Origin of the sequence: Gelidibacter mesophilus DSM 14095 (assembly GCF_000423005.1) — a bacterium.
In the GTDB taxonomy this organism is placed as follows: Bacteria; Bacteroidota; Bacteroidia; order Flavobacteriales; family Flavobacteriaceae; genus Gelidibacter; species Gelidibacter mesophilus.
Genome location: NZ_KE383968.1, coordinates 272,143 through 285,820, shown reverse-complemented (window position 1 = coordinate 285,820; position 13,678 = coordinate 272,143). Strand labels below are relative to the sequence as shown.

The following is a 13,678-nucleotide window of genomic DNA, read 5'->3' as shown; positions in this document are numbered from 1 at the left end:
AGACAACTATTCGAATTTGTACTTTAACTTTAAGTAAAACCATATGTTAAAAATTATTGATTTACACGCAAGTGTTGAAGATAAAGCCATATTAAAAGGCATTAATTTAGAGATAAATGCTGGTGAAGTCCATGCCATCATGGGACCAAATGGTTCTGGTAAAAGTACTTTGGCATCTGTTATTGCCGGTAAGGAAGACTATGAAGTCACTCAAGGAGAAATCTTATTTGAAAATGAAAGCATCCTCGAGTTAGCACCAGAAGATCGGGCACATAAAGGTGTTTTTCTTTCGTTTCAATACCCTACTGAGATCCCAGGCGTATCTGTAACCAATTTCATGAAAACGGCCATCAACGAAACCCGTAAAGCAAGAGGACTTGAAGATATGCCTGCCAATGAGATGTTGAAAATGATTCGTGAGAAGTCAGAGATGCTGGAAATTGATCGTAAATTCTTATCCCGATCCTTAAATGAAGGGTTTTCGGGTGGTGAAAAGAAACGAAATGAAATTTTTCAATTGGCCATGTTGGAGCCAAAATTGGCGATTCTAGATGAAACTGATTCTGGATTGGATATTGATGCACTCCGCATTGTAGCCAGTGGGGTCAACAAATTGAAAAGTAAAGAAAATGCGGTGATTGTCATTACCCATTACCAACGTTTGTTGGATCATATTGTACCAGATTTTGTCCATGTGATGTTTGAAGGACGCATCGTAAAATCTGGAGGTAAGGAATTAGCCCATGAGCTCGAAGAAAAAGGCTACGATTGGATTAAGGAAGAAGTGAACGCTTAGTTTGGTTTGAAGTGTTTCTTGTTTAAAGTTTCAAGTTATGGCAACGGTTAAGAAATTTGAAGATTTAGAATATGGCAGGAAGCTCGAAGACTTTCAAACGAGATAAAAGAAATTGTTTTAAAATCTGAATAAAAGAATGATTTTAGACTGAGAGATCAAATCAAAGGGTCTTCAGGTTCAGTAATGGACACTATTGCTGAGGGTTTTGAGCGTGATGGGACTATTGAATTTAGACAATTTCTAACCATTGCCAAAGGATCAGCAGGAAAATCAAGATCTCAATTATATAGAGTTTTTGATTATGGATATATAGAAGAAGAGAACTTAGAGAAACTGGTAAATGAATACGAACAATTAAGTAAACGAAGAGCCAATTTCATAATATATTTAAATAAACAAGATTTCAAAGGAAACAAATTCAAATGATTACGAATGTGCAATCAGCTTGAAACAAGAAACAAAAGAAACTTGAAACTTACAGAATGGAACTAAAAGAAAAACTCATCGCCTCATTTATGGCATTCGAAAACCTGGTAGATATTGATTCGCCGGTACACGACCTGCGAAGCGAAGCCATAAAAGAATTTGAAACGCTAGGCTTCCCATCCAGAAGGGACGAAGCCTGGAAATACACCTCATTAAAGAGTATTTTAAAACACGATTATAGTGTGTTTCCGAAAAGTGAAAACCATATCGATTATAATGATATTAAGAAATATTTTATCCATGACATTGACACGTATAAAATTGTCTTTATCGATGGGAAATATTCATCACATCTTTCTGAAACGACCCATGATGGCGTGGATGTTTGTTTAATGTCATCGGCATTGTCCAATCCAAAATACAGAGCTATTATTGAAAATTATTTCAATAAAGTGGCTTCTAAAGATGGATTATCATCATTGAATACTGCATTTTCACAAGAAGGCGCCTATATTCATATTCCAAAGAACAAATCGGTTGCAAAGCCTATTCAAATCGTTCATTTTTCAACAGGAAATGAGGCTGCATTGATGTTACAGCCTCGAAACTTGATTGTCGTGGATGAAAATTCACATGTTCAAATTATTGAGCGCCATCAAAGTTTGACGGAGAATCCTGTGTTGACCAATAGCGTTACTGAGATTTTTGCGGACAAGCGTGCCATCGTGGATTATTATAAAATCCAGAATGATAACGAAAACGCCTCTTTGATTGACAGCACCTTCATCAATCAAAAGCAAGAAAGCTGTGCAACGGTACATACCTTTTCTTTTGGTGGAAAACTGACCCGAAACAATCTTAATTTTTATCAAAATGGAGAGCGGATTGATTCTACGTTAAAAGGCACCACAATTATTGGTGACAAACAACATGTAGACCATAATACCTTGGTGCACCATATTGAACCAAATTGCGAAAGCCATCAAGATTACAAAGGGATTTTTGACGACAATTCTACAGGTGTTTTTAACGGCAAGGTTTTAGTCGATAGAAAGGCCCAAAAAACCAATGCATTTCAGGCCAACAATAATATTTTGTTGAGTGATAAAGCAAGTATCAACACCAAACCCCAATTGGAGATTTTTGCTGATGATGTGAAATGTTCCCATGGATGTACTATTGGTCAATTGGATGAAAGTGCCATGTTTTACATGCGCTCAAGAGGTATTCCAGAAAAAGAAGCAAAAGCTTTATTGATGTATGCTTTTAGCAACAACGTGCTGAGCTCCGTTAAAATCCCTGAAATTAAGCAACGTATTACTAATATTATCGCTAAAAAATTAGGCGTTAATATTGGATTCGATCTATAGTTAGAACACGGATGACGCAGATATGGCAGATTGTCGCCGATTATTGTTTTCGATAAATGTCAGCTTGGTTCTGACCTATTGAAATCTGCGTTTATCATAAGCAATCAGCGCTATCCGCGTTCCTCAAAGTGATTCAAAATTTCAAAAATTAAAGCATGTTTCAAGTCGAAGATATAAGAAAAGATTTTCCAATACTTCAAAGAAAAGTCAATGGGAAACCATTGGTGTATTTTGACAACGCTGCAACTTCGCAAACACCGCAACACGTTATTGATGCCATTGTAGATTATTATTCAAACTACAACGCCAATATCCATCGCGGTGTGCATAGCTTGAGTCAAGAAGCGACGGATCATTATGAAGAGGCGCGACTAAAAATCCAAAAGCACTTTAATGCTAAAGAAACGCATGAAATTATCATGACTTCTGGTACGACGCATGGCATTAATTTGGTGGCAAGCGGTTTTACGTCACTTCTTAAAAAGGGTGATGAAATTTTGGTGTCTGCATTAGAACACCATAGTAATATTGTGCCTTGGCAAATGTTGTGTGAACGTAGTGGCGCGATTTTAAAAGTCATTCCTATGAATGATGAAGGCGAATTGGTCATATCTGCTTACGATAATCTGCTTTCTGAAAAAACAAAACTTGTTTTTGTTAATCATATTTCCAATGCATTGGGGACTATAAATCCTATAGAAACCATTATTAAAAAAGCACACGTAGTTGGCGCTGCAGTTTTGATTGATGGTGCACAGGCCTGTCCTCATATTAAGGCCGATGTGCAAGCTTTGAATGTTGATTTTTATGTGGCTTCCGCCCATAAAATGTGCGGACCTACGGGTGTAGGAATGCTTTACGGAAAGGAAGAATGGCTCAATAAACTGCCTCCATATCAAGGCGGTGGAGAGATGATTGCAGAAGTGTCTTTTGAAGGGACCACATATGCGGATTTACCCCACAAATTTGAAGCCGGCACACCAAATATTTGTGGAGGGATTGCCTTTGGAGCCGCGATTGATTATATGAACGCTATTGGATTTGAAGAGATTAGTGCTTATGAACATGAGCTTTTAGAATATGCCACCAAGCAGCTTTTGGAAATTGAGGGTCTAAAGATATATGGCACTGCAAAGAATAAAACCTCGGTAATTTCCTTTAATTTGAAAGGTATCCATCCCTATGATATTGGTACGCTTCTAGATAAAATGGGCATTGCAGTACGCACTGGGCACCATTGCGCGCAACCTATCATGGATTATTTTAAAATCCCAGGTACTGTTAGAGCTTCTTTTGCATTTTACAACAACAAACAAGAAATTGACGCCTTGGTTGAAGGGGTTAAAAAAGCAAAAATGATGCTGTCCTAATCGGCAGATTTTACAAAATTAATTATATGAGTTCAAAGTTTTTAGCCATTTTTTCAATGGTATTATTATTTTTTTCATGTTCATCAAATAAAGATAAAATACTATTTATTGCAAGTGCCAAGGTGGATTGTACAGGGGTAGCCCCTCAAAAATGTCTTCAAATCAAAGAAGAAGGTTCATCTGATTGGACTTATTTTTACAATGATATTGAAGGTTTTGATTATGTTGAAGGTTTTTACTATAAGATAAAAGTCAGTATTTCAGAGGTTGAAAACCCGCCAGCAGACGGCTCATCATTGAGATATACATTGGTTGAGGTTTTACAAAAATCGAAATCACCTTTAAATTTGGATAAAGGCTCATGGATGGTGACCCGGGTGAAGAGCATGGACAGTTTTGGCAGAAATCCATTTATTAAAATTGATCTTTCACAAAATGAAATCAATGGCAATACAAGTTGTAATCGGTTTTCTGGAAAAATTGTTGTGACAGATAATATCGTGGACATCACAGAAGTGTCTTCCACTAAAATGATGTGTAAGAACATTGAAGTTGAAACGGCATTTCTTGATGCTTTAGCGAGCATCTCCTCTTACACTTTAAATGATGACAAGCTTCAATTATTAGATGATAATCAGGAACTGCTCATAGAATGTAACTACTTAAAATCGGAGTGATATATAAAGAGTTTAACCTTGATGTCCAATGTTAAAATGCTGCGGTTGAAGAGATAAATTGTAACTTTGTATAAAATTTTAGAATGACTATAAAAGCGATACAAGAAGAGCTGATTGATGAATTTTCAATGTTTGAAGATTGGGAAGAGCGCTATCAATATATGATAGATTTGGGCAAAACCTTGCCTCTTATTGACGAGCGATATAAAACTGAAGAAAACATTATTAAAGGCTGCCAAAGTAAGGTTTGGGTTCATGCTGAAATGAATGATGATAAGGTGGCGTTTACAGCAGATAGTGATGCTATTATTACCAAAGGAATTATCGCTATTTTAATACGCGTGTTTTCCAACCAACATCCACAAGATATTATTGACGCTGATACTGATTTTATAGATGAGATCGGACTTAAAGAACACTTGTCGCCAACGCGTGCCAATGGATTGGTGAGTATGATTAAACAATTAAAAATGTATGCTATTGCCTACCAAACGCAGTTAAACTAATTCTTGCGAAAGCAGGAATCTCATAATTGAGATGTAATGTAGGTAATCAAAGTAAAGTTTGAATACTTCCTGAATTAGAGAAAAAAATGTATGCTTCAGCATATGAAATACAGTTAAATTAAGTGGATGAGGTTAAAAATTTAGGCGAATGCTTTTTGCAATGTTCCTGAATTTTTTAACTTCTAAACTCCTAAACTTTAAAAAATGAGTAAAGAAATAGACACTTTCGCTTTGGGCGAAAAAATATTAAGAGTTATAAAAACCATATACGATCCAGAAATTCCTGTAGATATCTATGAACTTGGATTAATATATGATGTTTTGGTAAATGAAGATTATGAAGTTAAAATCTTGATGACCTTAACCTCTCCTAACTGTCCTGTAGCGGAAAGCTTACCGATGGAAGTTGAAGAAAAAGTGAGATCATTGGATGATGTCAAATCAGCAGAGGTTGAAATCACTTTTGATCCACCTTGGACGCAAGAGTTAATGAGCGAAGAAGCAAAGTTGGAGTTGGGAATGCTTTAATATAAGCTTGGTTGAAAAGCCGTCCTGACCTTGCCGGTAAAGATATATCGAGTTGTGTGGCATTTGAGAAATGACGAACAAGGAATTAAATATAGAATATAATTTAATAATTAAAAATATTGTTGCACCAATCTTTAAGAGGTTAGGCTTCAAGAAAAGTGGAACGAATTTCTATAGAAAGACTGACGATATTATCCAAGTATTTAATTTTCAAAAAAGTTCCATGAACTTTGAAAACTCTTTTTCATTTGTAGGGAATATTGGTTTTATTGAACCAGAAACATATTTAAAACTCTGGAAAACAGATTCCCTTCCGAAATTTCCAAAATGTACGGATGCTCTAATTGAATTTAGACTTGGAACAATAACACATGACGGACTTGATTATTGGTATAAAATACAGAATGACAATCGTTCTGCTGCCCTAATTATTCAACTTCAAAAAGATTTGATACTTATAGAAAATTTATTCGAAAATCATAAAACTTTATTATCCTTAGAAAAGTTCTTTTCAGATAGAACTAAAATTTCGGGCTTTTATGGAGAATTAGGTCAGTTCGCTCTTTTTAAAAAAATTGGCAAAGATAAAGTTGCTAAACAAATAATTAATAAAGTGTATAAAAAAGCGAAAAAACCAAAAAGCTGGACTAATTTTAGCACGCTAACAAATGGTGTATGGGAAAATCAGAAATCGAAGCCAGAAGTCAATCAATCTTGGGTCGCCAGAATAGAAGAAATAGCTATTTTATATAATGAAGAACTAAAATAAAAACGCCACACAACAAAGATGTGTATAAGCAATGGCTTGTCCTCGCTTACTTGGAAATTCCTGCGGAATTTCCAATGGCAAGTACTTGTTTGCAGTTGTTTGTACCAGCCCTCGCCACTGCCCATACACGTAACGTTGACGAGAGTTAGCAATTCTTATAAGGTTTCCATTAATGATAATCTTATAAACCTTTATCAAAAAGCAAAAAATCATTCAATGACTAACTTTTTGAGTTTGTAATTGAATGATTTTTAAAATGAGATGCACTAATTATTGTGCACTAATTTGATTATTGTTTACTGTAGGTTAAAAACTAGACCACTTCCCAAACTAAATTGATATATGGTGGAATACGTGCTGACTCCTGTGCCAACACCTCCGGTGCCAAAATAAAATCCACCACCAACAGATTGAACTGCTGAAAGCATCTGCATTTGAAGTTTAATCCCGACGCTATCGGAGGCCCAAAAAATACCTCCTAATTTTCCGCCCCATGCAAATTTGGTAACGCTGGCTTCATTGCCGTTATCAGGATTGGTAAGTCCCGCTGTAAATACACCGGCACTTAAACCAGCAAACCCTTCTAATTGAGAATTTGATGCTCTAAAATATTTATTCGCTCCCAACATGATATAATTGATCCCGAGATCAAAATCGGTAAATTTTGTTAAAAGTTGGCCTCTCATTAAATAGGTTGTCGGCGAATGGGTGTCTTGCCGGAAATAGGAAATTTCTATTCCAACACTTGGCTGCACTCTGTATTCCGCAGCTACGCCCCATTGAAAACCTCCTTTAATCTTACCATTGTAAAATTCAGTAGGATCGTAGTAGGAGTCAAATTTGTTATCAAATACGTACCCAGCATTAACACTTACGTTCACACTTTGCGCATGCACACCTAAACTTGCCAAGGCTATTATGGCGACTAAAATTAATTTCTTTATAACAATTATTATTTTGGTTCCGTGGAGTTTAAAGCACTAAATTCAATTAAAAGTCACCGTAAATTTAATAAAATCTCATTTATAATAGGGGAATATTTATGAAACCTGCTAAGACCATATTTTTATTCTGCGAAATGATCCTTGTTTATTTAATTCACCTTGTCATTTGGTTGAAGGAATTGACGTAGCGCTCAAGGTGTTCTTATAAGGTTTTTTTTGGTCAATATTATTACTTTAAGTTGTTTTCAATTTCACCTATCAATAGCCAAAAGAAATGAACTCATCACCAATGATACGGTTTTTATGTAATTTTGTAATCAGAATTATTTCAATCGAAAATCGCCTTTTAACAATGTACAACTAAAGGAGAATTGTGATCTTCAAAATGTTATTTGACACTTTTGATGGTGTCGAATGCCAATCTAAAAGCCGAATTTTAAACCTAAAATTAAAAAATGCCAAGACCTAGCCCAAAATCCTTAAAGGACAAAAATAAAATCAGCTTAAAAAAGTCTTTTAGTGCCTTGGTATTTATCCCGCGTTTCTTTAAGGAAATATGGAGAACAAATAAAAGGTTATTTCTTTTATCAGCTTTCTGCAGACTAATAGGCGCCCTACTGCCGGTGGTGATCTTATGGGTTGGAAAACTTATTATTGATGAGATCATTCTTCAGACCAATACAGATTCGTCAGATTTAACCCAACTATGGACGTATGTGGGGATTGAATTAGGCCTCATTGTTCTTTCTGATCTCATGAGTCGCGCCATTTCTTTAACGGACGGCCTTTTAGGTGATGCCTATTCCATTGAATCTTCGGTTACTATCATAAAAAAAACCAATCAAATAGATATCAGTCTGCTTGAGGATTCGGAGTTTTATGATAAGTTGGAACGTGCTAGAATGCAAACCTCAGGTCGCGTGGGACTCATCTCAAATGCGTTAGGTGAAATTCAAAGTTTGATTTCCATTGCAACTTTAGTGGCTGGTTTGATCTACTTTGAGCCGTATTTGATTATCTTATTAGTGCTGAGTATTATACCATCGTTTGTAAATGAAATTTGGTTCAGCCAACAGCAATATTCTTTGGCAAGAGGTTGGACTGCTGAACGGCGCGAACTGGATTATCTTAGATTTATTGGTGCGAATAATGTCACCGCTAAAGAAATCAAACTTTTTGGATTGACGGATTTTATCGTAGACCGATTTAAAAACCTGTCCGAAGAATATTATCAATTGAATAAAAAACTAGCCATCAAGCGTTCAGCTCTTGGGTTCGTATTCAACGTTCTAGGAACCCTTAGCTATTATGGTGCTTATATTTTTATTATCTATCGTGTTATCTCTGGCGTAATTACCCTAGGTGAATTGACTTTTTTATCGGGTTCCTTTAATCGATTGACTCGGAATCTACAGGATTTCTTCTCAAAATTCACACGAATTACTGAGAGTGCACTCTATTTGAAGGATTATTTTGAATTTGTGGATATTTCGATTGTTCCAAAACACGATGAAGATCAACCTTTGCCTGATAAAATAAAATCGGGTTTTGAGTTTTGTAATGTTCATTTTTCGTATCCTGATTCTGAATCTGAGATTTTAAAAGGAGTCAGCTTTAAAATTGCTGTGGGAGAAAAAATGGCTTTTGTGGGTCAAAATGGCGCCGGAAAAACAACCTTGACAAAATTGATGTTGCGTTTTTATGAGCCTACTTCTGGCGAAATATTGTTGGATGGCATCAATATCAACCGATTTAAGATGGATGCCTATCAAGAATTTTTCGGTGTCATTTTTCAAGATTTTTTCCGATATGAGTTTACCGTCAGAGAAAACATTGCCATAGGAGCTATTGATCAATTGGATAATCAAGAAAAAATTGAGAATGCAGCCCAATTAAGTTTAGCCAACGACGTTATTTCAGGTTTAAAAAAAGGATATGACCAACAATTAGGCAAACGTTTTTATAAGGGCCAGGAACTTTCAGGAGGCCAGTGGCAAAAAGTGGCCTTGGCAAGAGCATACATGAAAGATGCTGAAGTGATGATTCTAGATGAACCTACATCGGCCTTGGATGCTAAAGCGGAGAGTGATGTTTTTCAACGATTTATCGGACTGACCCGAGGTAAAACGAGTATCATTATTTCTCATAGATTCAGCACGGTCCGGCAAGCCGATCGTATTTTGGTCTTAGAGGCAGGTAAAGTCTTGGAAATAGGAACTCATGAGCAATTAATGGAAAACGAAGGGCTATATGCACAACTTTTTCAATTGCAAGCGGAAGGCTATCAGTAATCATATGCTGTATTGATTACTATGAGATCCCGCCCAAAATCGTAAATAATACACTTCTATTCTGTCTGAACACTACGTTCTAGACAAAATAGGGTTTCATTAATAAAACACTTAATTTTGTAAGATGGAAAATGAAATTATTAACAGAGTCGCCAATAGCAAATTGGTTGTAGTGGACCTTGAAGATTACTACCCAAAAGGGCAACGTACCGTTTTTGACATCAAGGATTGGCTGTTTCATGAATTGGTACTTCGTGAAAAAGATTTCAGAACATATGTTAAAGAGCATGATTGGACGCAATATAAAGACCATTATGTCGCTTTGACCTGTACTTCAGATGCTATTGTTCCGGCATGGGCATTTATGTTGCTAACCATGAATTTACAGCCTTATGCCAAAAGAATTGTGGTTGGCAGTTTAGAACAACTGGAAACATCCATCTACCAAGATATTATCCAAAACCTAGAAATAGAGGCTTATGTTGATCAGCCGCTAATCATAAAAGGATGCGCCCATAAACCTGTGCCTGCCAATGCTTATATCATGTTGTCGCAAAAATTAAAACCTATTGCAAAGTCAATTATGTATGGGGAAGCCTGCTCATCAGTGCCTTTATATAAAAGAAAATAATAGAGAGAAGACTTTATTATAAATACGCTAACATTTATATTTGCACTTTAAAACAAATTAATCCATAAACACCTAAAATCTAGAAACATGACAAAAAAATTAGTATTTACACTATGCTTACTGTTTAGTATTTCTTTTGGCTTTGCACAAACGAAATCAGAACTGGAAGCCCAAAAATCAGAAAAACAAGCTGAAGCTGATGCTGCCCAAAAAGAGGCTGATGCTATTCAAGCTCAAATAGATGCGCTACCAGGTTGGAAAAAAGGTGCTTTTGGAGTTATTGGAGGTAGTTTGTCAAATTTCAACAATTGGTACGCTCAGGGTACTCCTAATAGCAGTTCTGGAAACATTGGTATTAATTTTAATGCCTATGCCAATAAACTGGAGGATAAATATTTTTGGAGAAACTCTTTAACCGTTAATCTTGCTTGGGTAAAATTGGATGATAAAGATGATCCAAATGATAACGACAGTTTTCAACCAACTTCTGATGTTTTCAATGTTTCGTCTCTATACGGTCGGAAATTAAGCGATAAATGGGCCGCTTCAGCCTTGGCAGAATATAGAACAACGATTCTTGACAATTTTAACGATCCTGGATATTTAGATGTAGGTATCGGTTTTACTTGGACGCCACTTGATAATTTATTGGTTGTGATCCATCCATTGAACTACAATTTTGTCTTTTCGGATAGCGATACCATCTTCGAATCATCTTTAGGTGCTAAAATCGTTGCTGATTATACCAGAAAATTCGGTAAAATTGATTTTAAATCTAACTTATCTGCATTCTTAAGTTATAAAGGTTCTGATTTATCAAATTGGACATGGACCAACAATTTCAGCTATACCCTTTGGAAAAATATTGGAGTAGGTTTTGACTTTGCATTACGAAGCAACAAACAAGAAGCTTTAAACTATGCTTTGGGTAATTATAACCCTGCCGCTGTACCTGCAGAAACCTTGCCTACTTTTGATAACGTAGATAATGATTTACAAACGTATTATACACTTGGTTTGACTTACAAATTTTAAGACCAAAAGTGACATCAATTAAAAAATGCTACCTGTATATCGGGTAGCATTTTTTAATTAATTAGTACATGATTATTCTTCCTCCTCAGTGTCATAATCTGGATAGAGAAAATTATTATATGGAAAACGCTGCACATGGATTTCTCTTACTTCGTCATAAACACGTCTTTTAAAAGCCTCTAAATTCTCTTTATTTAAAGCTGATATAAAGATGGCGTCATTCCCAATCTTGTTCATCCAGGTTCTTTTCCACTCTTCAAGTGTATAATTGGCCTTGGTTTTAACCGCAATCAAATCATCTTTATCAAAAGGAACCGCTTCATAAGCATCAATCTTATTAAAAACCATGATGGTCGGTTTATCTGAACTATCAATTTCTCCAAGAATCTTATTTACAGAAGCAATTTGATCTTCAAAATTAGGATGGGAAATATCCACCACATGCAATAATAGGTCAGCCTCTCTAACTTCGTCCAACGTACTTTTAAAAGATTCTACCAATTGGGTGGGCAGTTTTCTGATAAAACCGACGGTATCACTCATTAAAAACGGAAGATTTCCAATCACCACTTTTCTAACCGTAGTATCAAGGGTTGCGAATAATTTATCTTCAGCAAATACATCACTTTTACTCACAACATTCATTAAGGTTGACTTGCCAACGTTGGTGTAACCCACTAGAGCAACGCGTACCAATTGGCCTCTATTGCCACGTTGCACGCCCATCTGTCGGTCAATATTTTTGATTTTGTCTTTTAAAAGTGAAATCCGATCCCTAACAATACGTCTGTCCGTTTCAATTTCAGTTTCCCCGGGCCCACGCATTCCAATTCCCCCTTGTTGACGTTCCAGATGCGTCCACATGCCTTTTAATCGCGGCAATAAATATTCGCATTGCGCCAATTCAACTTGGGTTCTGGCATAACTTGTTTGCGCGCGTTGTGCAAAAATATCAAGGATGAGGTTGGTTCTGTCCAAAACCTTGCAGTCTAGCAACTTACTGATATTTCGTTCTTGGGCAGGCGATAATTCATCATCAAAAATGGCGGTTCCAATATCGTTTTCCTTAATAAAAAGCTGAACTTCTTGCATTTTTCCTGTTCCTATAAAGGTTTTAGGATTAGGCATCTCCATTTTTTGGGTAAAGCGCTTCACTACTTCACCACCAGCTGTATAGGTCAAAAATTCAAGTTCATCTAAATATTCTTTAGATTTTAGATCATCTTGTTCTTTGGTCACGACACCAATTAAAACTGTTTTTTCTAAATTAATATCTTTTTTCTCTAGCATAAATAGGATTAAAACACAAAGTTACGTAATTGATTGGCTTTCATTTAGTATTTTTAAAACTTAAATTATTTTAAGTGAGCCTTCAATACCCAAATTCTGACGTCCATACCATTGCCTTTTACAATACTGAGAACTTAGTTGATTATAGCGATAACCCTTTAACTCTTGATGATGACTTTTTGCCCAATTCTCCTAAAAAGTGGAATAAGGAGCGCTATGAAAAGAAAGTGTATAAAACAGGACTGGCAATTTCTAAAATAGGATTTGAGGACCTCCAAAAACCGCCTACACTTATTGGTTTGGCAGAAGTAGAAAATGACAGGGTGTTAACCGATTTAATCCAAAGTAGCGCCTTAAAAGCGCATCATTACGACTTTGTACGCTATGACTCTCCAGATGAAAGAGGTATTGATGTGGCCTTGTTATACGATAAAGATAGTTTTAGATTAGAGCGTTCTCAAAATATTGTGCTCGAAGTGGAAAATGAATTGGGGGTAAGAGATTATACGAGGGATATTCTTCAAGTAAGTGGTTATTTAGAGGGTGAAAAAATCCATATTTTAGTCAATCATTGGCCATCTCGGCATCAAGAATCTGATACTACTGGACATAAACGCATGTTTGCCGCTCAAACCATCGTTGGGATTATTGACAAAATACATGCAGATGATAGTGATGCCAAAGTTATCATTATGGGCGATTTCAACGACAATCCGAAAAATAAAAGCATCCAATTTCTTAAAAAAGAACAATCACTCTACAATCCAATGGAAGCATTGCTGTCATATACCAGAGGAAGCGCTAACCATCAATTTAAATGGATTCTCTTTGATCAAATTCTGATGACCAACAATTTTAGAGATCCAAACCAAAATGGATTTCAATTTTTAAAAGCGGATATTTTTGACGATCGATTCCTAACGCAATATGAGGGTAAATACAAAGGTCAACCCTTTAGGACTTATGTTGGTAGGAAATATATGGGCGGTTATAGCGATCATTTTCCTGTATATATCCAATTGAAAAGGAATGGACTTTCTTGAAG

At 36.0% G+C, this 13,678-nt stretch carries 14 protein-coding genes; 12 read left to right on the top strand and 2 right to left on the bottom strand.

The window, feature by feature from the left end; all coding sequences use genetic code 11:
- The first annotated feature begins 43 nt into the window (after positions 1 to 43).
- From sufC to G525_RS0119160, 8 genes are all read left to right on the top strand, one after another.
- Positions 44 to 796: a Fe-S cluster assembly ATPase SufC gene (gene sufC, locus G525_RS0119195; RefSeq protein ID WP_027127586.1), complete on the top strand. Its 753-nt coding sequence runs from the start codon at positions 44 to 46 to the stop codon at positions 794 to 796.
- A gap of 183 nt (positions 797 to 979) precedes the next feature.
- The gene (locus G525_RS22865; protein WP_342662772.1) at positions 980 to 1,222 is read left to right on the top strand and encodes a four helix bundle protein; all 243 of its coding nucleotides are present in this window, start codon (positions 980 to 982) and stop codon (positions 1,220 to 1,222) included.
- Between the two features lie 56 nt (positions 1,223 to 1,278).
- Positions 1,279 to 2,592, top strand: a complete 1,314-nt coding sequence (sufD, locus tag G525_RS0119185) for a Fe-S cluster assembly protein SufD (protein ID WP_027127585.1) — start codon at positions 1,279 to 1,281, stop codon at positions 2,590 to 2,592.
- A 155-nt stretch (positions 2,593 to 2,747) separates the two neighbouring features.
- The gene (locus G525_RS0119180) at positions 2,748 to 3,962 is read left to right on the top strand and encodes an aminotransferase class V-fold PLP-dependent enzyme (RefSeq protein ID WP_027127584.1); all 1,215 of its coding nucleotides are present in this window, start codon (positions 2,748 to 2,750) and stop codon (positions 3,960 to 3,962) included.
- A gap of 26 nt (positions 3,963 to 3,988) precedes the next feature.
- Complete coding sequence (locus G525_RS22155) at positions 3,989 to 4,639, top strand: DUF4377 domain-containing protein (protein WP_084647806.1); 651 nt, start codon at positions 3,989 to 3,991, stop codon at positions 4,637 to 4,639.
- A gap of 83 nt (positions 4,640 to 4,722) precedes the next feature.
- Entirely contained in the window at positions 4,723 to 5,145 is a 423-nt protein-coding gene (locus G525_RS0119170; RefSeq protein ID WP_027127583.1) for a SufE family protein, read from the top strand.
- A gap of 204 nt (positions 5,146 to 5,349) precedes the next feature.
- Positions 5,350 to 5,673: a DUF59 domain-containing protein gene (locus G525_RS0119165; RefSeq protein WP_027127582.1), complete on the top strand. Its 324-nt coding sequence runs from the start codon at positions 5,350 to 5,352 to the stop codon at positions 5,671 to 5,673.
- Between the two features lie 70 nt (positions 5,674 to 5,743).
- Positions 5,744 to 6,442, top strand: coding sequence for a DUF4304 domain-containing protein (locus G525_RS0119160; RefSeq protein WP_027127581.1), 699 nt, complete (start codon positions 5,744 to 5,746; stop codon positions 6,440 to 6,442).
- 296 nt (positions 6,443 to 6,738) lie between these two features.
- On the opposite strand, the gene G525_RS0119150 is transcribed toward G525_RS0119160, so the two are convergent.
- Positions 6,739 to 7,353, bottom strand: a complete 615-nt coding sequence (locus G525_RS0119150; protein ID WP_211222949.1) for a hypothetical protein — start codon at positions 7,351 to 7,353, stop codon at positions 6,739 to 6,741.
- Positions 7,354 to 7,841: 488 nt separating this feature from the next.
- Between G525_RS0119150 and G525_RS0119145 the strand changes: the two genes are divergently transcribed.
- The 3 genes from G525_RS0119145 to G525_RS0119135 all read left to right on the top strand — a co-directional run bounded on the left by G525_RS0119145 (position 7,842) and on the right by G525_RS0119135 (position 11,343).
- Entirely contained in the window at positions 7,842 to 9,677 is a 1,836-nt protein-coding gene (locus G525_RS0119145; protein ID WP_027127578.1) for an ABC transporter ATP-binding protein, read from the top strand.
- 124 nt (positions 9,678 to 9,801) lie between these two features.
- Positions 9,802 to 10,308 (top strand): DUF2480 family protein, encoded by a 507-nt coding sequence (locus tag G525_RS0119140; protein ID WP_027127577.1) that lies wholly within the window; start codon positions 9,802 to 9,804, stop codon positions 10,306 to 10,308.
- Positions 10,309 to 10,395: 87 nt separating this feature from the next.
- Positions 10,396 to 11,343, top strand: coding sequence for a DUF3078 domain-containing protein (locus tag G525_RS0119135; RefSeq protein ID WP_035480203.1), 948 nt, complete (start codon positions 10,396 to 10,398; stop codon positions 11,341 to 11,343).
- 72 nt (positions 11,344 to 11,415) lie between these two features.
- Here the strand turns inward: G525_RS0119135 and hflX are convergent, their stop codons facing one another.
- Positions 11,416 to 12,633 carry a GTPase HflX gene (gene hflX, locus G525_RS0119130; protein ID WP_027127575.1) on the bottom strand — a complete coding sequence of 406 codons (1,218 nt, stop codon included), beginning with the start codon at positions 12,631 to 12,633 and terminating at the stop codon, positions 11,416 to 11,418.
- A gap of 74 nt (positions 12,634 to 12,707) precedes the next feature.
- On the opposite strand from hflX, the gene G525_RS0119125 reads away from it, so the two are divergent.
- Entirely contained in the window at positions 12,708 to 13,676 is a 969-nt protein-coding gene (locus G525_RS0119125) for an endonuclease/exonuclease/phosphatase family protein (RefSeq protein WP_027127574.1), read from the top strand.
- Positions 13,677 to 13,678: the final 2 nt, after the last annotated feature.

Excerpts from the sequence above, each read along its gene's own strand:
- sufC (WP_027127586.1), top strand. The coding sequence starts at position 44 with ATGTTAAAAATTATTGATTTACACGCAAGTGTTGAAGATAAAGCCATA.
- G525_RS22865 (WP_342662772.1), top strand. The coding sequence starts at position 980 with ATGGACACTATTGCTGAGGGTTTTGAGCGTGATGGGACTATTGAATTT.
- sufD (WP_027127585.1), top strand. The coding sequence starts at position 1,279 with ATGGAACTAAAAGAAAAACTCATCGCCTCATTTATGGCATTCGAAAAC.
- G525_RS0119180 (WP_027127584.1), top strand. The coding sequence starts at position 2,748 with ATGTTTCAAGTCGAAGATATAAGAAAAGATTTTCCAATACTTCAAAGA.
- G525_RS22155 (WP_084647806.1), top strand. The coding sequence starts at position 3,989 with ATGAGTTCAAAGTTTTTAGCCATTTTTTCAATGGTATTATTATTTTTT.
- G525_RS0119170 (WP_027127583.1), top strand. The coding sequence starts at position 4,723 with ATGACTATAAAAGCGATACAAGAAGAGCTGATTGATGAATTTTCAATG.
- G525_RS0119165 (WP_027127582.1), top strand. The coding sequence starts at position 5,350 with ATGAGTAAAGAAATAGACACTTTCGCTTTGGGCGAAAAAATATTAAGA.
- G525_RS0119160 (WP_027127581.1), top strand. The coding sequence starts at position 5,744 with ATGACGAACAAGGAATTAAATATAGAATATAATTTAATAATTAAAAAT.
- G525_RS0119145 (WP_027127578.1), top strand. The coding sequence starts at position 7,842 with ATGCCAAGACCTAGCCCAAAATCCTTAAAGGACAAAAATAAAATCAGC.
- G525_RS0119140 (WP_027127577.1), top strand. The coding sequence starts at position 9,802 with ATGGAAAATGAAATTATTAACAGAGTCGCCAATAGCAAATTGGTTGTA.
- G525_RS0119135 (WP_035480203.1), top strand. The coding sequence starts at position 10,396 with ATGACAAAAAAATTAGTATTTACACTATGCTTACTGTTTAGTATTTCT.
- hflX (WP_027127575.1), bottom strand. The coding sequence starts at position 12,633 with ATGCTAGAGAAAAAAGATATTAATTTAGAAAAAACAGTTTTAATTGGT.